The sequence below is a fragment of the Sphingomonas sp. CFBP 13706 genome, assembly GCF_014842355.1.
GTDB classification, from domain to species: domain Bacteria; phylum Pseudomonadota; class Alphaproteobacteria; order Sphingomonadales; family Sphingomonadaceae; genus Sphingomonas; species Sphingomonas aerolata.
Genome location: NZ_JACYVM010000001.1, coordinates 113,739 through 134,304, shown reverse-complemented (window position 1 = coordinate 134,304; position 20,566 = coordinate 113,739). Strand labels below are relative to the sequence as shown.

Below are 20,566 nucleotides of genomic sequence, written 5' to 3'. Positions count from 1 at the left end.
TATCCCCTACCAGTTCCGGAACCGGCTCGGCGGCCGGTAGAGCCCGCCCGAGGCGAGCATCAGGTCCTTGATCGAACGCGCGGCCAGCATGTTGCGGTTCGCGTCGAGCGGGTCGATGCCGAGATCCTCGGGCCGCTGGATGATCTTCCGCTCGCGCAGCCGCTCGACCATCGCCCTGTCGCGGCCGCGGCCAATCTCGGTAAAGCCCGCCACGCCGCGGATCGCCTGTTCGCGCTCGTCCGCATTGCGGCAGAGCAGCAGGTTGGCGATGCCCTCTTCGGTGACGATGTGCGTGGTGTCGTCGGCATAGACCATGATCGGTGCGAGATCGAGATCAAGCTTTTCCGCGAGTTCGAGCGCGCCGAGCTTTTCGACGAACAGCGGCGCATTGCCCTCGCCGAACGTCTCGCCGATCTGCACGACGAGCTTCCGGCCGCGCCGCAGCGGTGCCGCGGTATCGGGATCCGCCTCCGCGCCGGCCTGCAACCAGGGATCGCTCGGATGGCGCCGGCCACGCGCGTCCGACCCCATGTTGGGCGCGCCGCCAAAGCCGGCGATGCGGTTCGCGGTGATCGTCGAGCTATGGCCGGCAAGGTCGATCTGCAGCGTCGAGCCGATGAACATGTCGCAGGCATACAGCCCCGCGGTCTGGCTGAACGCGCGGTTCGAGCGCAGCGAGCCGTCGGGCCCGGTGAAGAAGATGTCGGGCCGCGCGGCGAGATAATCCTCCATGCCGACTTCGGAGCCGAAGCAATGGACTTGCTCGACCCAGCCCGCCTCGATCGCGGGGATCAGCGTCGGATGCGGGTTGAGCGCCCAGTGTGTGCAGATCTTGCCCTTCAGCCCAAGCTTCTCGCCATAGGTCGGCAGCAGGAGCTCGATCGCCGCGGTGTTGAAGCCGATGCCGTGGTTCAACCGGCGCACGCCGTAGGGCTGATAAAGCCCCTTGATTGCCATCATCGCGGTCAGGATCTGAGTCTCGGTCATCGCCGCGGGATCGCGCGTGAACAGCGGCTCGACATAAAAGGGCTTGCCCGCATCGAGCACGAAATGGACCTGGTCGCCCGGGATGTCGACGCGCGGCAGCGTATCGACGATCTCGCCGACCTGCGCGATGACGAGGCCGCTGCCGAAGCTCGTCGCCTCGACCACGGTCGGCGTGTCCTCGGTATTGGGGCCGGTATACAGGTTGCCGTGACGATCCGCGCTGACCGCGGCGATCAGCGCGACCTGCGGCGTCAGATCGACGAAATAGCGCGCGAACAGTTCGAGATAGGTATGGATCGCGCCGAGCTCGATCTTGCCGCCGAACAGCATTTTCGCGATCCGTGCCGATTGCGGGCCGGAGTAAGAGAAATCGAGCCGCTTTGCGATCCCGCTGTCGAAGACGTCGAGATGCTCGGGCAGCACGACGCCTGATTGCACCATGTGCAGGTCATGAATCCGTTCGGGATCCATCGCCGCCAGCCCCTTGGCCAGCACGTCCGCCTGTTTCTGGTTGTCGCCCTCCAAGCAGACCCGGTCACCGGGCCTGAGCACCGCTTCGAGAAAGTCGACGAGCGTTTCGGGATCGACCAGCTTGCCGGTGGCAAAGCCCCGGCCCGCCGCGATCCGCTCCTCGCGCATCTGCTTGCGCGTATTCCATTGCCGCACCGCATCGCCTCCTGCCGCTTATTCTGGCCCTCTTGTATTCGCTATTGCCCCAAACGCAAGCCTGTGCATACTTGACGTCGTATAAGACGCCAGATCGAATACATTGAGAGGATATGCCATGAGCGAGTCCCTACCCCTTGCCGCCACATATGCGGGACGCGGCGCATGATCGCCGGAGTAGCACTACTCGCGATCTGTACGCTGATCGGGCAATTGCTCGGCGAAGGCCTCGGCGTGCTGCTCGGCGTGAAGGCCAATGTCGGCGGAGTCGGCATCGCGATGATCCTGCTGATTGCCGCGCGGATGTGGCTGAAGACGCGCGGTCGCTACAATGAAGGCGTGTCGCGCGGGATCGGCTTCTGGGGCGCGCTCTATATCCCGATCGTCGTCGCGATGGCGGCGCAGCAGGATGTCGTCGCCGCGGTCGAGGGCGGCCCGATCGTGCTGATCGCGGGCGTCGGCGCGCTGCTGCTGTGCTTCAGCGCGGTCGCGATCATCAGCCGGCTGTCGGGCACGCCCGAGACCATGGACGAGATCGAGGCGCGCGAGACGCGTGAAGCCGAGATGGCGATCGCCGCCGGATCCCCCGCCCCGATCACCCCGCGCTAAGAACCGAACGCATGGAAATGATCACCAAGGTCCTGACCGCCAATGCGCTGCTCACCGCGTTCGCGGTCGTCGGCATCGTCATGTGGCTGTCGAACATCCTGTCAGCCAAGCTGACCATGGGCCGGGTCCACGGCTCGGCGATCGCGATTCTGATCGGCCTCGCACTCGCCTTCTGGGGCGGGATCGCAACCGGCGGGCACAAGGGGCTCGCCGATCTGCCGATGCTCGCCGGAATCGGGCTGATGGGCGGCGCGATGCTGCGCGACTTCGCGATCGTCGCCACCGCGTGCGAGGTCGATGTCGAACAGGCGAAGAAGGCGGGGCTGATCGGCGTCGTCGCGCTGCTGCTCGGTACGATCCTGCCGTTCATCGTCGGCGCGCTGGTCGCGGCGTCGTTCGGCTATACCGATGCGGTGTCGATGACGACGATCGGCGCAGGCGCGGTCACCTATATCGTCGGGCCGGTCACGGGTGCGGCGATCGGCGCGAGTTCGCCCGTCATCGCGCTGTCGATCGCGACGGGCGTGTTCAAGGCGGTGATGGTGATGGTCGGCACGCCCTTGGTGGCCGGGCTGATCGGGCTCAACAACCCGCGCAGCGCGATGGTGTTCGGCGGGCTTATGGGGACGGTCAGCGGCGTGTCCGGCGGGCTTGCCGCGACCGATCGCCGGCTCGTGCCCTATGGCGCCTTGACCGCGACCTTCCATACCGGGCTAGGGTGCCTGGTGGCGCCGTCGATCCTCTATCTGATCGTCCGCGCGATCGTGGGGGGCTGACAGCGTGGCGGATATCGAGAGCGAAGACACGGGGCTGCTGTCCGACCGGATCCGCAACGCGCTGACCGACTCGATCTCGTCGGGCGAGCTCGCGCCGGGCACGATGCTCGACGAACAGCAACTTGCCGACCGCTACGGCGCCTCGCGCACGCCGGTCCGCGAGGCGCTGCGCCAGCTCGCGACCAGCGGGATGGTCGAGGTCCGCCCGCGCCGCGGCGTCATCGTCCGCCATGTCACCGCCGAGGAGGTGATGGACATGTTCGAGACGATGGCGGAGCTCGAGGCGGTGTGCGTCCGGCTCGCCACCTACCGGATCACCCCGCTCGAGCGCAGCCGGCTGCTGCGGGTGCATGAGGCGAGCGAGGCGGCGGTCGTGGCCGGCGATGTCGACGCCTATGACGCGCTCAACCGCGAGTTCCACGAGGCGATCTACCGCGCGGCGCACAACGACTTCCTCGCCGACCAGGCGATCGCGGTGCGGACGCGGCTCAACGCCTTCCGCCGGATGCAGCTGCGCCAGGACCGCCGCCTCGCCAGCTCGCGCGCCGAACATGACGCGGTGATGCGCGCGATCGCCGAGGGCGATGGCGACGAGGCGGCGCGGCGGATGCGCGCGCACATGCTCAACGCCGCGAGCGCGCTCGACAGCTATATCGCGCACCAGGACGCTGCGCACGCCAAGCCGGCGGGATGATCGCCCGGCGTGGTGGGTTCCGCCACGTATGAGTCCCCCCGGAGGCATGCTGCGCCGACTGGGATATCTACCCAGTGCACTGGTCCTTTCCGATCACGCGGCGGCGATGCTGACGGCCTAAGGTCGCGGCGACGACCATAGAGAAAAGCAGGACGATGACGGATCAGGACGACGACCGGCCGCCGCAGACCGGGGGGGCCGGCGAGGCCGCCTATTTTCACGCGCGCGCCGATTGGCACGAGCGGCGCGCCAACGTGGCGACCGATGCCAGCACGATGACGCTGCATCGCCGGTTCGCGCGATTGTACCGGGCGCGGGCGGCCGATCCTCTAGTATATGAGTACCCATGATTAGCGCATAAATACCAGGAACTTACGTCCTGTTTCACGCTTTATGCGTCCGATCCGGGAGCAGTTGCGCTCCTGGAATGTCGGGAGCCCGATCATGAAAAGCCTGTCTGCGACGATCGCCTCGCTGGTGCTGATGACGGGAGTCGTCGGCTGTGCGGCACCGGCGACACGCATATCCTCGGGGTTGCAACGCTACGGGCTCGACGCGCCGCGTGCGGATTGCGTCGGCGAGCGGCTCCAGTCGCGCCTGTCGCTCGGGCAGCTCCAGCGGCTCGGCAAGGCGGCCGCGGCGTATCGGCAGAACGACACGACGCCGGGGGCGCTGACGCCGTCCGACCTGATCCGTGTCGCCTCCGAACTGCGCGATCCGGCGATCGCGCTCGAGGTCGGCAAGGCCGCGGCAGCCTGCCGTGTCCTGCCCTGAGCCGAATTGACGTTTCCCCACTTTCGAGAAGGACAAGACGATGAACAAGGACGAATTCCAGGGCGGCGCACGCTATGTCGGCGGCAAGGTCGAGAAGACGATCGGCGATACCGTCAGCAGCAGTGACTGGCAGGTCGACGGCGTCGTCGATCAGGTCGCGGGCGGCGCACAGAATCTCTACGGCCGCGCGAAGTCCGCGGTCGCCGATGCCGTTGATGGCGCCCCGGAGCTCGCCGACAAGCTCGGCAGCGACGCCTGCGAGGCCGCCGACCGCGCCGGCCAGCTGGCGCGCCAGGGCGCGCGGACCGTGCAGGAATCCGCCGAGGACGCACCGTTGCTCTGGGCACTCGGCGCCGCCGCGATCGGCTATGGCCTGGCCTGGCTCGTCCACGGCCAGCGCGACTGATCGGATGACCGCCGCCCCCGCCCTCAAGTCGCTGCGCGACTCCGCCGATTTGCGCCATCTGCGCCAGATCATCGCGGGGCTCGACGAGGGCGTGATCCTGATCGATCCGGACCAGTCGATCCTGTGGGCGAACGCCGCGGCGCTCGCGATGCACGGGGTCGACGCGGTTGAGGATCTGGGTGCGACGGTCGACGCCTATCGCGCGAAGTTCCAGCTGCGCTATCGCAACAACCACCGGCTGGGCGACGATGACTATCCGATCGAGCGCGTCGTGTCGGGCGAGGCGTTTTCGCAGGTGGTGGTCGAGGTGGCGGTCGCGGGCGAGGACAGCCCGCGCTGGGTCCATCAGGTCCGCAGCCTCGTGCTGACCGACGACCAGGACGAGCCCGAATGCCTCGTCCTGGTCATTCAGGACGTCTCCGCGCAGTTCGAGGCGGAAGATCGGTTCGAGCAGTCGTTCAACGCGAACCCCGTGCCCGCGGTGATCTGCCGGCTGTGCGATCTGAAGTTCGTGAAGGTCAACCAGGGCTTTCTCGACATGACCGGGCATGAGCGCGACGGGGTGCTCGCCCGCACGCTCTACGATCTCGACATCCTCGCGCATGCCGACAAGCGCGACGTGGCGAAGCAACGGCTGTGCGAGGGGCGGACGATCCCGCAGATGGAGGCCGAACTCGACCTGCCCGAAGGCGGCACCAAGCTGGTGATCGTCGCGGGCCAGCCGATCGATCTGGCCGAGCAGGCGTGCATGCTGTTCACCTTCGCGGACCTCGAGCCGCGTCGCAAGGCGGAGACAGCGCTGCGCCACAGCGAGGACCGGTTCACGCGTACCTTCTCGCTCGCGCCGGTCGCGCTGGCGATCGGCACGCGCGACGGCCACCGGCTGTGCGACGTCAACGAGGCGTTCACCGAGCTGACCGGCTATACGGCGGCGGACATCGTCGACCAGCCGCTTGGGGTCGTCGATCTGTGGGAGACCGGTGCGATCCAGCACGAGATCGAGGGCGAGATCGCCGCCGACCGGCCGATCCGTGACCGCGAACTGCGGCTCCGGCTCAAATCGGGTCAGGTAATCGACGGGATCGTCTCGAGCGAGCCGATCCAGCTCGGCGGCGAACCGTGCATGTTGTGGGCGATGCGCGACATCAGCACGCGCAAGGCATCCGAGCGCGAGCTGGTCCATGCGATCGAAGCGGTGATGCAGGATACGAGTTGGCTCAGCCGGTCGATCATGGAGAAGCTCGCGCGGATCCGGACGCCGCAGGCCGATCCGGTCGGCGTCGGGCTCGACGAGCTGACCCCGCGCGAGCGCGAGGTGCTGGCGCTGATCTGTCGCGGGCTCGACGACAAGTCGATTGCGCGGACGCTCGACGTCTCGGGCAACACTGTGCGCAATCACGTCGCGCGGATCTATTCGAAGATCGGGGTCAACCGCCGCAACGCCGCCGCAGCCTGGGCGCGCGCGCGCGGCTTCGACGGAGACTCGCTGCCCGCGCGTCATCCGGCCGATGCGGCAAACAAGGAGGTCGCAGCATGACCGACGACACGACACCAGGCGGCAAGGCCGGCAGCAAGACCGGACGCGCGCGCCAGGCCAAGGGCTCTGTCCAGGAGGCGATCGGCAAGATCATCGGCGACCCCGGTGTCGAACGCAGCGGCCGCCGCGAAAGCAAGGCCGGCGCGAAGCAGGCTCAGGCCGAGCCGCATGAAGCGGATCATTCCATCGACCGCGACGGAACCGACTGACGCCGTCGCGGGCACATTATTCAACAGGAGCATCTATGACGATCACCACGACACCCGGCGTTCTGCCGGCCGACGACCTGCGTCTTGCGAAGACGCCCAGCCGCATATCCTGGGGGGCGATCTTTGCGGGCGTCGTCCTCGCGATCGCGGTCCAGCTCGTGCTGGGCATTCTCGGCACGGGCATCGGCCTGACGCTGGTCGACCCGGTCGAGGGGACCACGCCGGGCGCGGCTGGCTTCGGCATCGGTGCCGGACTGTACTGGCTCGTCACGACGATCATCGCGCTTGGCGCGGGCGGCTATGCCGCGGCACGCGTCGCCGGGGTCCATGACCGGTTCGACGGGCTCGTCCACGGCCTCGTGGTCTGGGGCGTGACGCTAATCCTGACGCTGTACCTGCTGACCTCGGCGGTCGGCGGGATCATCGGCGGCGCCTTCCGTACTGTCGGCTCGGTCGCGACCGCAGCGGGGACCGGGATCGGTGCCGCCGCGCCCAAGGTCGCCGACGTCGCCGGCGTCGATACGGGCGACGTCCGCGAAGAGGCGGCCGCCTATCTGTCGGACGCACCGTCGGATCCTGCTCAGATGACGTCGGAACAGGCGCAGAAGGAAGTGGCCAAGCAGCTTCCCGCACTCGCCCGCGGCGGGCCGGACGGCGCGCGTGCCGAGAGCCGCATCGTCGACATCGTCGCCGCGCAGCGCAAGATCGCGCGTCCCGAAGCCCAGGCTCAGGTGACGCGCGCCAAGGCACAGTTCGTCAAGACCAAGGACGAGACGATCGCGACCGCCAAGTCGGCGACCGACACCGCCGCCGGCGCCGCTGCGGGCACGTCGTTCATGGTCGTGATCGCGCTGCTGATCGGTGCCGCCGCCGCAGGGGCCGGCGCGACCGCCGCGACGCGCCGCCGCATCTGATCGCGATCCGCCGAGCCTGACTGGGGCGCTGCCGGATCCTCCGGCGGCGCCTTTTTTTTTGCCAGCGCCTCACCGTGCCATGACCCTGGCCGCGGAATTGATTCCGATAGCGGAATAGTTGCAGCCCCCCGACCGCGCCGGGCTTTGTCCCTCTCGAGAAGCCAGCAGTTTCGAAGGTCGTCGACGTGCCCGCTGGGGCCGTCGGCACCGCCGCGCTGCTGACCCGCACAGGAGGATGAAGCATGGACGTACACGTCATCTCGAAGGCAACCGGGGCCGTCACGCGCGTATCGGGAGACGCCGTCAGCCTTGATGCGCCAAGCGTCATCCGGCTCGATCTTGCCCGCTCCGAGGTCGCGGGGTTCGAGCGTGAGGGCAATGCGCTCATCGTCCGGTTGACCAATGGCGACCATGTCGAGGTCGCCAATTTCCATCCTGAAGATGCCGGGGTCGCACCGCATGATCTCGTCCTGAACGAACCCGGCGGCACCATGTGGCAGGCGCGCGTCGCGCCGGGCACGCCGCGCTTCGTCCCGCTTGAGGATCCCGAGGATCTGGTCGCGGCGGCGGGCGGCGGCGGTGGCGCCTCGCTCGCGCTGCCCGCTGCCCTGCTGGGCGGGGTGGTCGCGGCAGGCGGCGCGGCGGCGGCACTGGGCGGCGGCGGCGGCTCGGATACTCCCGCGACCCAGCCCGATCCGGCCACCCCGCCCGTCACGCCCCCCCCTGTGACGACCCCGCCCGTCATCACCCCGCCCGACACGACCCCCCCCGCCGCTCCGAGCGTCACGATCGCAGGTGACGGCACGGCCGTCACCGGGCTCGGCGAGGCCGGCGCGACCGTCATCGTGCGTGATCCCGCGGGCATTGTGATCAGCAGTGTCGTCGTCGCGGCGGACGGCGGCTTCACGGCACCGCTGTCGCCGGCGCAGGCCAATGGTGGCAATCTCGCTGTCACGCAGACCGACGCTGCCGGTAACATATCCCCCGCCGTGCAGATCACAGCGCCCGATACCACAGCTCCCGGCGCGCCCGAGGCAGCGATAGACGCTGGTGGCGCGACTGTCACCGGGCGCGGCGAAGCGGGCGCGACCGTCACGGTCCGCGACGCTGCGGGCAATGTGATCGCCAGCGTCGTCGTGGCAGCGGACGGCAGCTTCGCTACGCCGCTGTCGCCCGCGCAGGCGAATGGCGGCAGCCTTGCCGTCACGCAGACCGACGCAGCGGGCAATGTCTCCCTCGCCGTGCAAGTCGCTGCGTCCGATACCACTGCACCCGGCGCGCCCGAGGCGGCGATCGACGCTGGTGGTGCGACCGTCACCGGGCGCGGCGAAGCGGGCGCGACCGTCACGGTGCGTGATGCTGCGGGCACGGTGATCGCCAGCGTCGTCGTGACGTCGGACGGCAGCTTCACGACGCCGCTGTCACCCGCCCAGTCCAATGGCGGCAGCCTCGCCATCACGCAGACCGATGCAGCGGGCAATGTCTCCCCCGCCGTGCAGGTCGTTGCGCCCGATACCACCGCACCCGGCGCGCCCGAGGCGGTGATCGACGCCGGTGGTGCGACCGTCACCGGGCGCGGCGAAGCGGGTGCGACCGTCACGGTGCGTGATGATGCGGGCATCGTGATCGCCAGCGTCGTCGTGGCGGCGGACGGCAGCTTCACGACGCCGCTGTCACCCGCTCAGGCGAGTGGCGGCAGCCTCGCCGTCACGCAGACCGACGCTGCGGGTAATGTCTCCGCTGCGGTGCAGATCGCGTCGCCCGACCTCACCGCGCCGGTGACCCCCGCCGTTGCGGTGAACGGCGACGGGACGCTGCTCAGCGGGACCGGAGAGCCGGGCGCGACCGTGACGGTGACCGACGCCAATGGCGTGGTGATCGGCACCGCGACCGCCGGGACGGACGGCGGCTTTGCGGTGCCGCTGTCGCCGGCGCAGACCAATGGCGAGACGCTGGGCGTCAGCCAGGCGGATGCGGCGGGCAATGCCTCGCCCGTGGTCGGGGTCGTTGCGCCCGACCTCACCGCGCCGGCAGCACCGACGATCGCGCTCGACGGCACCGGCACGATCGCGACCGGAACGGGCGAGCCGGGTGCGACCGTCACCATCACCGGCGAGGACGGCGTTGTGCTCGGAAGCGGAAGCGTCGACGCCGGCGGACGCTATGAAATCACGTTGCGATCGGCGCAGACCGATGGCGAACGGGTCGAGGCGGTCCAGAGCGACGCCGCGGGCAACGTGTCGGGCACGGCGAGCACGATCGCGCCCGACTTCACCGCGCCGGCGCAGCCGGTCGCCGTGATCAACGGGGACGGGACGCTGGTGACGGGGACGGGCGAACCTGGCGCGCAGATCGTGGTTCGCGACCTTGCCGGCACGACGATCGGCATCGCGCAGGTCGGGGTCGACGGGCAATATAGTGTGCTGCTCGACCCGGCACAGGCGAATGGCGAACGGCTCAACGTGATCCAGACGGACGCCGCAGGCAATGCTGCATCCCCGCTGTCGCTGATCGCCCCCGACGTGACTGCGCCGGCGGCCCCGGCCGCCGCGCTCGATGCGACAGGGACGATCGTGAGCGGCACCGGCGAGCCCGGCGCCCGGATCTCGGTCCGCGACGCAAACGATACCGAAATCGGCGTGGCGATCGTCGATGCGCGCGGCGATTACGATGTCGTGCTCGTCCCGCCGCAGATCGACAGCCAGCTTATCGCGGTAGTGCAGGCGGATGCCGCCGGCAATGTCTCGCCCGCCACCGCGCTGATCGCACCCGACCAGACTGCGCCGGCCGCGCCGACTGCGACCGTCGCCGCCGATGGTGCGAGCCTGACTGGAACTGGAGAAGCGGGTGCGACGCTGACGGTACGCAGCCCGGTCGGCGCGGTGATCGGCACGATCATCGTCGCGGGCGATGGCAGCTATACGGTAACGCTGACGCCGTCACAGATCGACGGGGAGACGCTCAGCGTGCGGCAGGTCGATGCCGCGGGCAATGTCTCGCCCGAGGCGACCGCTGTCGCGCCCGATCTGGTCGCCGATCTCGGCCCCGATGCACCGACCGCGACGATCGCCATCGACGGCAGCGCCGTGACGGGGAGCGCGGTAGCGGGCGCGACGGTCACGCTGTTCGATGCCGATGGGGTGGTGATCGCGACGGGACTCGCCGCGGGCGACGGGCAGTATGCCATCGCGCTCGTCCCTGCGCTGCGTGACGGTGAGACGATCCGCGTGACGCAGACCGACGGCGACGGCAATGTCTCACCCCCCGCGACCGCGATCGCGCCCGACCTGACCGCGCCCGACGCCCCCAGCGCGGCGCTCGACCAGACGGGCACGGCCCTGACCGGGACGGGCGACGCCGGCGCGGCGATCACGGTGCGCGATGCCGACGGCACCGTGATCGGCACCGCGACAGCGAACGCCGCCGGCGCCTTTGCGGTGATCCTTGATCCGGCGCAGCGCGATGGCGGGACGCTTGCGGTGACGCAGGCGGACGCCGCGGGCAATGTCTCGGCGCCTGCGCTGGTCGCGGTGCCCGATATCACCGTCCCTGCAACGCCCACGGCGACCGTCGAGGGCGATGGCAGCCTGCTCGTCGGCACGGGCGAGGCCGGTACGAGCGTCACGGTGCGCGATGCTATCGGCACCGTGATCGGCACGGCGATCGTCGCCGCCGATGGCGGTTTCCGTATCGTGCTCGACCCCGTCCAGGCGGATGGCGAGACGTTGAGCGTAACGCTGACCGATGCGGCGGGCAATGTGTCCGCACCCGCGATCGCAATTGCCCCCGACATCACCGCGCCGGGCGTGCCGACCGCGACGATCAGCGGGGACGGTTCGGTCGTCACCGGATCAGGCCAGGTCGGCGCCACCGTGACGGTCTCCGCGCCTGGTGGCGCGACGCTCGGGACCGCCATCGTCGCCGCGGACGGTGCCTATGCCGTTGCCCTCGTCCCCCCGCAGTTCGACGGCGAGGCGCTGTCGGTCGTCCAGGCCGACCGCGCGGGCAATGTCTCGGCCCCGGTGGGGCTGCTGGCCCCCGACACCACCGCACCGGACGCCCCCACCGCGACGATCAGCGGCGACGGCAGTCTCGCGACAGGTACCGGCGCGCCTGGTGCGACGATCAGCGTCACCAACGCGGCGGGCATCGTGATCGGTACCGCGATCGTCGCAGGCGATCGGAGCTATGCCGCAGCGCTGAGCCCGGCGCAGGCCAATGGCGAACGGCTCGGCGTGACGCAGGCCGACGCGGCGGGCAATGTCTCCGCGTCGACCGGCGTGACGGCCCCGGACATCACCGCGCCGCCTGCGCCCGTCGCGATGCTCGACGCGAGCGGTTCGGTCGTCATGGGCACCGGCGAGCCCGGCGCGACGCTGACGGTCCGCGATGCCGCCGGTACGGTGCTGGGAACCGCGATCGTCACTGCGCAGGGCGACTATAGCGTCACGCTCGCGACCCCGCAGATCGACCGCGAGACACTCAGCGTGTCGCAGGCCGATGCCGCGGGCAATCCGTCGCCCGCGACCACGCTGACCGCGCCCGACCTGACCGCGCCGGCCGCGCCGCTGGCCACCGTCGCGCCCGATGGACTCACGCTCACCGGTACGGGCGAGGCGGGGGCGACGGTCACCGTCCGCGATCCGCTGGGCCGCGTGGTGGGTCAGGCCGTCGTCCAGGGCGACGGCACCTATACGGTGCCGCTCGATCCGGCGCAAACCAACGGCGAAGTGCTGGGGGTCGACCAGCGGGACGTTGCCGGAAACGGCTCGCCCATCGTGAACGCGATCGCACCGGACCTCGTCGCGGACACCACGCCTGATGCGCCGAGCGCCGCGGTCGACCCGGATGGCGCTGCGGTGGCGGGGACGGCGAATGCCAGTGCCGCGATCATCGTCTATGACGCGGTCGGGACGATCATCGGCACCGGCGTCGCCGGTCCGGACGGAAGCTACCGTGTCGCGCTCGTCCCCGCCCGGATCGACGGCGAGACGGTCCGCGTCACGCAGACCGACGCGGACGGCGACGTCTCGCCGCCCGCCACCGCGGTCGCGCCCGACCTGACCGCCCCCGCCGCCCCCACGGCAATGCTCGATCTGACGGGAAGCGTCGTCACGGGCACGGGCGAGCCGGGCGCGACGATCACGATCCGCGCGGCCGACACGACCAGTCTGGGCACCGCGATCGTCGGCGCGAACGGCGCCTATGCGGTGACGCTGACGCCCGCGCAGACCGATGGCCAGACGCTGGCCGCGACACAGGCTGACGCTGTGGGCAATGTCTCGGCGCCGATCGCGCTGGTTGCGCCCGATTACACCGCCCCCGCCCTGCCCGTCGTAACGATCGCACCGGACGGCAGCACGGCGACCGGGATCGGCGAGCCCGGGGCGACCGTGACGATCCGTCTCGGTGCCGTCATCCTGGGCACCGCGCAGGTGGCCGCGGATGGCAGCTACACCGCGCAGCTGAGCCCTGCGCCGGTCAATGGTGAGACGCTGTCGGCGAGCCAGGCCGATCCCACGGGCAATGTCTCGGCCGTCGCGACCGTCGCGGCGCCCGACATCACCGCCCCGCCGCCGCCGATCATTTCGGCGATCACCAACGACGGCACGACGCTGACCGGGACGGGCGAGGTCGGCGCACGGGTCGAGGTTCGCGGTCCCGATGCCACGCTGATCGGTGTCGCGACCGTCGATGCCGAGGGCCGCTATACGGTCACGCTGGCGCCGGCACAGGCGGCGGGCGGGACGCTGAGCGTCACCCAGGCCGATACCACGGGGAATGTCTCGGTCCCGGCCAGCATCGCCGCCCCGTTCGACATCGCCGCGTTCGGCAATGTCGACGCCGCCGGACTCGATCTCCTGCCGACCACGACCCCGGTCGATCTGGGCAGCGCCCGCTATCTTGCCCTTGTCTCGCTGGGCCTCGTCAACCTCGACGCCGAGGTGCTTGCGGTTCGCAACGTTCGCTTCTCGGTGGCGGAGGGCCACAGCCTGGATGCAAGGTTCACCTATGACGCGGCGGTGTCGATCGGCGTCGCCAGCGACTATGCGGTCGTCGTGCAGCGGCTGGTGGGGACGCAGTGGGTCGCGGTCACCGGCAGCGGGCCTGCCTCGCTGCTCGAGATCGGCCTGCTCAACGGCAATCTCAGCGCGACCGAGACGCTGGGACCGGGCGTGTACCGGGCGTTCCTGACCTTCCAGGGGACGGCGGGTGTCGGGCTGCTCGGCGATCTGTCAGTCGCCGGGATCGATTCGGACTTTACCGACATTGCCGGTGCAACGCCGATCGCGGCGACCGGCAACGTCATCACCGACGCGGGCCCGGGTGGCGAGATCGACGTCACGGGCCCCGGAACCCGCGTCGCCAGCGTCACGGTCAACGGCGTGACGACCGACGTCGGACCGGACGGGAGCAGCGTCACCGGCGCCTGGGGCAGCCTGAGGATCAACCCCGACGGCAGCTACAGCTACACCCCCGTTGCGAATGCCGGCGCGATCGGGCGGACCGAGACCTTTACCTACACGCTGGTCGACCCGACCGATGGCGAGCGTGAAACCGCGACGCTGACGATCGCGATCGGCAGCCCGGACATCACCGGCGCACCGCTTGCGGTCGCCGACCAGGCGTTTGCCGACGTGACGTTCCAGAATGTCGTCACCACGCTGCCGCCCGCACAGGCGTTCGACTTCACGTCGACCGGGGCGATCCTGACGGGGCAAGCCACCGGCACGGGCACTGGCAGTTTCACCGTCGCCCCCGCCGCGGTGTCGGATATCACGATCGTCGCCGCACGAACGGGCGGGCTGCTCTCCGTACTGCCGGCCTATACCGTCAGCGTGCGCAACGCCGAGGGAGTCGTCGTTCGCACCGGCACCATTAATACGGCGTTGAACCTGGGGCTCGGCGGCGTCGCGACCTTCACCTTCGACGACCTGCCCAGTGGCAGCTATTCCTACCAGGTCAGCAGCAACGCGGCGCTAAGCGTCGGGAATTTCGGCACCACGGTCTCGCTGGGCTCGAGCACCCTGTTCCTCAACGACTACACGCTGGCGACGCGCGAGACCGCGACGGGCAATCTGCTCGACAATGACACGACCAATACCAGCTTCGCGGCGATCCGCGTCGATCGCGGCAGCGGATTTGCCGAGATCGGCGAAACCCCGGTCACGCTGACCGGCCGATATGGCACACTGCAAATCGATGAGACCGGGGGCTATGCCTATCAGCCCAGCGCGACGCTCGGCTTCTCCGCGGTCGATCTCACCGACAGCTTCACCTATCAGCTCGTCCAGCCCAATGGCGTGCTGTCCACCGCGACGCTGACCGTGACGATCGACGTGCCCGGCGACGGACCTGCCGCTGCGGCGGGCTTCGCATCGGTAGCATCGGACGCGAGCGGTTTCGCGGAGCTGACCGCCCTGGTGGAGGCCGGGGACCTCGACGTCATCCCGCTCGACGCGCTGACGGTACAGAGCATCGAATCGGGCGCGTTCGCGGCGGCCGGACCGGTGATCGGGCTCGCCACCTATGATCTGTTCGAGGGTCAGGGCGAGTTGGAGGACGTGCTGTCACAGTATCTTGCAGCAGAACCGCAAGCATCGATCGGAGAAGAGCCCGATACGGTTTCGTTCGATCCGATCGTCGTCACGGAAATCGCCACCGTCGTCGATCCGTTCGACTACCTCGCCACTATCCCGGATCAGGACCAGAACGGAATAGTCACCAGTCATGTTGTATAAGAATTCGAAACTGGTCTTTTCTAGAACCATTTCAGCAACTTAAAGACCGTTTACTCTATACGTTTCGTTAAGCACCCCTGTCCTTTGCTGGTGCCAGCAGAGGACAGGGACGCGATGATCACTTCCACTATGAGCGCGATGCGATCGCTGGCCGCGGGCGTCCTATTGGCGGCTGTACCGTGCAACGCCGGGCAAGCGGTCGACACCCCTGGCCCCGCGACGCCGGGTCCGGTGACGCTCGAAACCGCGGCACGCGAAGCGGTTGCCTGGCATCCGTCGTTGACCGAGGCAGCGGGTGCGCTTGCGGCGCGCGGCGAGGAGGTGAAAGCGGCACGCGCGGGCTATCTCCCCACCGTCAGCGCCGGGATCGGCAGCGGGTTTGACAGTCGCGTATCGGGCACCCTGCGGCCGCAACCCCAGTTGGGCGCGTCGCAGATGCTGTTCGATTTCGGCAAGGTGTCGAGCGAGATCGCGGGCGCGCGCGCCGGGACGCGGCTCGGGCGTGCCGAGATGCTGCTCGCGGTCGACACGCTGATCCGCGACACCGCCTATGCCGTGATCGAATATCAGCGCGCATCTGCACAGCGGATCATCGCGGCCGAACAGGCGGACCGGATCCGCGAGATCAGCGAGCTTGTCGGCAAGCGCACCGCCTTTGGTGCCGCGACGCGATCGGACGCGCTGCAGGCGCAGGCGCGGGTCGAGGCGGCGATGGCAAGCCTCGCGACGGTCGAGGCGGCGGAGCGCCGCTGGGCGAGCAATCTCGCTTTCCTGCTCGGTCGCGACGCCCCGCCCGCCGCGGTGTCCGCCGACGTTCCGGACTGGCTGATGCGGAGCTGTTCGGGTCCGGTGCCCGCCTGGGAGACGGTGCCGCTGGTCATGGCCGCCGAGGCGCAGGCGGACCGCGCCGCCGCCGCGCTGCGCCGCAGCCGCGCGGACCGCTATCCGACGCTGTCGATCGGGGGCGAAGCCTCGACCGACGTGACCGCGCCGCTCGGCAATCGCAGCATCTACAATGTCGGCCTGCGCGTCTCGAGTAACATCTTCGCGGGCGGGGTTACGCGTGCACGTGCGCGGGGCGCGGCGTTCGAGCTGGAGGCGGCGCAGGCGGCCACGCGCCGGGTCCGCAACGAGAGCAGCCAGCGGCTGGCCGAGGCCCGCCAGCAGATCGAAAGCCTGTCGCAGGTCGTCGCCACGCTGCAGTCGCGCCAGACCAACATGCGCGAGACCGGAAGGCTGTACCGAATCCAGTATCTGGAAATGGGCACGCGCACGCTCGTCGACCTGCTCAACGCCGAACAGGAATTCCAGCAGGTGCGGTTCGAGGCGGTGAACGTCGCGCAGACCCTGCGCAGCCTCCAGGTGGATTGCCTGTATCTGTCGGGGCGGATGCGCGACGCGTTCGCGCTGTCCGGTGCGACGGTGCGCGGGGTGACGCTGTGACCGCCGACCGGGTGCCGATCGCGGCGGCGGCGGGCGGACCGGGCGCCGGTATCGACGCCTGGCTCGACCTGCTTGGCCGCGTTGCCCGCCACTATCGCCTGCCGCTGTCCGAACAGCGCGCGCGGCTCGCGGCCCATTGGGAGCTGGGGGACGACGAAGAGGCGCGCATCCGCACGCTCGCGCGCGCGACCGGGCTCGGCATGCAGTTCGTCCCCGCCGCGGGGATGCGGCTGACGAGCTGGCGGCTGCCGCTGATCGTCCGGCTGCGCGACGGCGAGATCGCGCTGATCGAGGGGATCGACGCGGAGGGCCAGGCCCGGCTGGTCGTGCCGGGCGACCGGGGTGGAGCGACGCATCTGCCGTTCGACCAGCTGACCGCCGGCGCGACCGGCTATGTCATTCCCCGACCGTCGCGCTCGGCGCCCGACACGCGTATCGACGCCTATATCCGACCGTTCCAGGATCACTGGCTGCGCGACATCCTGATGGCCGACGCGCCCTCCTACGGCCATGTCATGGTCGCGTCGGTCGTGACCAACTGCCTGGGGCTCGCGGGCGTCCTGTTCTCGATGCAGGTCTATGACCGCGTCGTGCCGGCGGGCTCGATCCCGACGCTGACGATCCTGTTTATCGGGGTGCTGATCGCGATCGGCTTCGATTTCGTGCTGCGACGGCTCCGCACGAACATCGTCGACGTACTCGGCAAGCGCGCGGACCTGCGGATCTCCGACCGGGTCTTCGGTCACGCGCTGCGGGTCCGCAACCGCGCGCGCCCGACCTCGACCGGGACCTTCATCTCGCAGCTGCGCGACCTCGACCAGGTGCGCGACATGCTGACCTCGACGACCGTCGCGACGGTCGCGGACATGCCCTTCTTCCTGCTGTTCCTCGGCGTGCTCTGGTATGTCGGCGGCGCGCTGGCGCTGGTGCCGCTCGCGGCGCTGGTCCTGCTGCTGCTGCCGGGGCTGCTCGCGCAACGCCGGCTGCGGATGTACGCGACCGAATCGATGCGCGAATCCTCGCTGCGCAACGCGATGCTGGTCGAATCGGTGCAGGGCATCGAGGACATCAAGGCGCTGCAGGCGGAGGACCGGTTCCACCACCAGTGGAACCACTATACCGCGGTCGCGGGCGAGGCGCAGCTCAGGCTGCGCGGGCTGACCAACGGCCTGTCGGTGTGGACCCAGAGCGTCCAGAACGGCGTCTATGCCGCGATCATCTTCGTCGGCGCGCCGCTCGTGATCGCGGGCGACATCACCACCGGCGTGCTGGTCGCGACCTCGATCCTCGGCTCGCGGATGATGGCGCCGATGGCCCAGGTCACGCAGCTGCTCAGCCGGTTCCAGCACGCCAAGGTGGCGATGGGCAGCCTCAACCAGATCATGGCGCTGCCCGTCGACACCGCCGACGCGGATCACCGCATCCCGCTGCCCGTCGTCCAGGGCGACTTCGCGCTGCGGTCCGCGGTCTTCACCTATGCCGACCCCAACGCCCCCCCTGCCCTGACGGTCCAGACGCTCGACATCGCGGCGGGCGAGCGGATCGCGTTGCTGGGGCGCAACGGCGCGGGCAAGTCGACGCTGCTTCAGGGCCTGTCGGGGATGCTGCAGCCGGTGTCGGGCGAGGTGCTGCTCGACGGCCTCGCGCTGCATCAGGTCGATCCCGCCGATGTCCGCCGCGACATCGGCCTGCTGACCCAGACCTCGCGGCTGTTTCACGGGACGCTGCGCGAGAATTTGACGCTCGGCGCGCCGATGGCGTCGGACCGGGAGATTAGCGAGATGCTCGCGATGGTCGGCGCAGACACTATGGTCCGCCGGCTGCGCGACGGGCTCGGCCATGTCGTGCAGGAGGGGGGCAGAGGCCTGTCGGGTGGGCAGATCCAGGGGCTGCTGCTTGCGCGGCTGCTGCTCCGCCAGCCGAGCGTCGCGCTGCTCGACGAGCCGACCGCGGCAATGGACGAGGGTACCGAGCGACACTTCATCGCGCGGCTCGGGGCGTGGAGCCGTACGCGTACGCTGATCGTCGCGACCCACCGCATGCGGATGCTCGAGATCGTCGACCGGATCATCGTGATCGACAACGGCACCATCGTCCTCGACGGCCCCAAGGACCAGATCCTCGCGCAGATGCGCGGGACGCGGAGTGCGGCGGCATGAGCGCGCGGGCGATCGACGACGACCACCTCTTCGGCGGCGAAGGCAGCGTCCGGCTCGCGACCGCGACGCGGCTCGTCTGGATTCTTGCCGCGCTGTTCGTGGCGGCGCTCGGCTGGGCGTGGTTCGCGGCCCTCGACGAGGTCGCGACCGGTGAAGCGCGCGTCGTGCCGACCAGCCGCGAACAGGTGATCCAGTCGCTCGAGGGCGGGATCCTGACCAAGCTTCCGGTGCGTCAGGACGATATCGTCACCCCGGGGCAGCTGCTCGCACAGCTCGATCCGACGCAGGCGGGGTCGACCGTCGACGAGACCGCCGCCAAATATCGCGCCGCGCTGGCCAGCGTCGCGCGGCTTCAGGCGGAGGCGAACGGCACGCCGCTGACGTTCGCGTCCGAACTCGACCGCTATCCCGAGTTGAAGGCCGCCGAGACGCGGCTCCACGACACCCGGCGACGCAGCCTGCAATCGTCGATCCAGCTGATCGACCAGAGCCTGGCGCTGATCGGACGCGAGGTGCGGATCGGGGAATCGCTGATCGCGGTCGGCGCGGCGAGCAATGTCGAGGTGTTGCGGCTGCAACGCCAGCGGGCCGAGCTCGAGCTCAAAAAGGCCGATCTGCGATCGCAATATATGGTCGAGGCGCGGCAGGATCTGGCTAAGGTCACCGAACAGGTCGATTCGCTCGCACCGGTGGTTCGGGGGCGGTCCGACACGCTCTCGCGCCTCACACTGCGCTCGCCGGTGCGCGGGGTCGTCAAGAATATCGAGGTGTCGACGATCGGCGGCGTCGTGCCGCCCAACGGCAAGCTGATGGAGATCGTCCCGCTCGACGACCGGCTGCTGATCGAGGCGCGGATCCAGCCGCGCGACATCGCCTTCATCCGCCCCGGCCAGTCCGCGAGCGTCAAGGTGACCGCCTATGACTATTCGATCTATGGCGGCCTGACGGGCAGCGTGGTCAGCATCTCGCCCGACACGATCCGCGACGAGGTGAAGCCCGACATCCTCTATTACCGCGTGTTCGTGCGGACCAAGGCGGATTCGCTGACGAACAAGGCCGGCGCGCGGTTCGCGATCACCCCCGGCATGGTCGCGACGGTCGATATCCATACCGGCAGCAAGACCGTGCTCCAGTATCTCGTCAAACCCCTCAACCGGGCGCGGGAGGCGCTGCGCGAACGATGACCGATGTCGCACGCCGCAACCTGCGCGCACCCGGCGCCGGCGCCCCGAGACCGATCGCCCCCGCCTTGCTCGCCCGCGCGCGCCAGGCCCGCCAGCTGCGCGCGACGATGAGCGCGTTCCTGCCGCAGGACCTGCTGGTCGATCCGGCCTGGGACATGATGATCGACCTGTTCATTGCGGCCGCCACCGGCGAGACGCTCTGCGTGAAGGATCTGACGCTGATGTCGGGGGGCAGTGCAGCGGGGACGATGCGGCGGATCGATCGGCTGCAACAGGCCGAGCTGCTGCGACGCCATGTCGATCCCGCGGATCACCGGCGGGTGCATGTCAGCCTGACCGATACCGGCTACAAGGCGATGGCGGCGATGCTCGACCATCTGTTCGATCGCGGCGCCGGGGATGCGGCCCCGGCGGTGGCGCCGAAATCCTTCGCACCGGGCAAGCTGCGCGGCTGACGGGCGCGGCG

Annotated in this window: 15 protein-coding genes; 14 read left to right on the top strand and 1 reads right to left on the bottom strand. The window is 69.4% G+C overall.

The annotated features are described in order from the left end of the window. Positions 1 to 6: 6 nt before the first annotated feature. Positions 7 to 1,653, bottom strand: a complete 1,647-nt coding sequence (mdcA, locus tag IFS44_RS00525) for a malonate decarboxylase subunit alpha (RefSeq protein WP_192097085.1) — start codon at positions 1,651 to 1,653, stop codon at positions 7 to 9. A 165-nt stretch (positions 1,654 to 1,818) separates the two neighbouring features. On the opposite strand from mdcA, the gene madL reads away from it, so the two are divergent. The 14 genes from madL to IFS44_RS00455 all read left to right on the top strand — a co-directional run bounded on the left by madL (position 1,819) and on the right by IFS44_RS00455 (position 20,555). Beyond that, on the top strand, positions 1,819 to 2,262 hold the full coding sequence (gene madL / locus IFS44_RS00520; RefSeq protein WP_159510553.1) for a malonate transporter subunit MadL: 444 nt from the start codon (positions 1,819 to 1,821) through the stop codon (positions 2,260 to 2,262). An 11-nt stretch (positions 2,263 to 2,273) separates the two neighbouring features. Further along, entirely contained in the window at positions 2,274 to 3,038 is a 765-nt protein-coding gene (madM, locus tag IFS44_RS00515) for a malonate transporter subunit MadM (RefSeq protein ID WP_056022622.1), read from the top strand. A 4-nt stretch (positions 3,039 to 3,042) separates the two neighbouring features. Beyond that, positions 3,043 to 3,732, top strand: coding sequence for an FCD domain-containing protein (locus tag IFS44_RS00510; protein WP_192097084.1), 690 nt, complete (start codon positions 3,043 to 3,045; stop codon positions 3,730 to 3,732). Between the two features lie 155 nt (positions 3,733 to 3,887). Then, positions 3,888 to 4,082: a hypothetical protein gene (locus IFS44_RS00505; RefSeq protein WP_192097083.1), complete on the top strand. Its 195-nt coding sequence runs from the start codon at positions 3,888 to 3,890 to the stop codon at positions 4,080 to 4,082. 94 nt (positions 4,083 to 4,176) lie between these two features. Beyond that, a complete protein-coding gene (locus tag IFS44_RS00500) occupies positions 4,177 to 4,506 on the top strand; it encodes a hypothetical protein (RefSeq protein WP_031440051.1) in 330 nt (109 codons plus the stop codon). Positions 4,507 to 4,546: 40 nt separating this feature from the next. After that, entirely contained in the window at positions 4,547 to 4,912 is a 366-nt protein-coding gene (locus IFS44_RS00495; protein ID WP_192097082.1) for a CsbD family protein, read from the top strand. Positions 4,913 to 4,916: 4 nt separating this feature from the next. Further along, positions 4,917 to 6,449, top strand: coding sequence for a PAS domain S-box protein (locus IFS44_RS00490; RefSeq protein WP_192097081.1), 1,533 nt, complete (start codon positions 4,917 to 4,919; stop codon positions 6,447 to 6,449). After that, a complete protein-coding gene (locus IFS44_RS00485) occupies positions 6,446 to 6,658 on the top strand; it encodes a CsbD family protein (RefSeq protein WP_192071007.1) in 213 nt (70 codons plus the stop codon). The genes IFS44_RS00490 and IFS44_RS00485 overlap by 4 nt, the downstream gene beginning before the upstream one ends. A gap of 35 nt (positions 6,659 to 6,693) precedes the next feature. Beyond that, positions 6,694 to 7,572: a hypothetical protein gene (locus IFS44_RS00480; protein ID WP_192097080.1), complete on the top strand. Its 879-nt coding sequence runs from the start codon at positions 6,694 to 6,696 to the stop codon at positions 7,570 to 7,572. A 242-nt stretch (positions 7,573 to 7,814) separates the two neighbouring features. After that, the gene (locus IFS44_RS00475; RefSeq protein WP_192097079.1) at positions 7,815 to 15,314 is read left to right on the top strand and encodes a BapA/Bap/LapF family large adhesin; all 7,500 of its coding nucleotides are present in this window, start codon (positions 7,815 to 7,817) and stop codon (positions 15,312 to 15,314) included. 114 nt (positions 15,315 to 15,428) lie between these two features. Next, positions 15,429 to 16,757, top strand: coding sequence for a TolC family protein (locus IFS44_RS00470; RefSeq protein WP_244649783.1), 1,329 nt, complete (start codon positions 15,429 to 15,431; stop codon positions 16,755 to 16,757). After that, positions 16,754 to 18,916 carry a type I secretion system permease/ATPase gene (locus tag IFS44_RS00465; RefSeq protein ID WP_192097078.1) on the top strand — a complete coding sequence of 721 codons (2,163 nt, stop codon included), beginning with the start codon at positions 16,754 to 16,756 and terminating at the stop codon, positions 18,914 to 18,916. Before IFS44_RS00470 ends, IFS44_RS00465 begins: the two co-directional genes overlap by 4 nt. Further along, the gene (locus IFS44_RS00460; protein ID WP_192097077.1) at positions 18,913 to 20,100 is read left to right on the top strand and encodes an HlyD family type I secretion periplasmic adaptor subunit; all 1,188 of its coding nucleotides are present in this window, start codon (positions 18,913 to 18,915) and stop codon (positions 20,098 to 20,100) included. The genes IFS44_RS00465 and IFS44_RS00460 overlap by 4 nt, the downstream gene beginning before the upstream one ends. Then, on the top strand, positions 20,097 to 20,555 hold the full coding sequence (locus IFS44_RS00455; protein WP_056676870.1) for a MarR family transcriptional regulator: 459 nt from the start codon (positions 20,097 to 20,099) through the stop codon (positions 20,553 to 20,555). Before IFS44_RS00460 ends, IFS44_RS00455 begins: the two co-directional genes overlap by 4 nt. Positions 20,556 to 20,566: the final 11 nt, after the last annotated feature.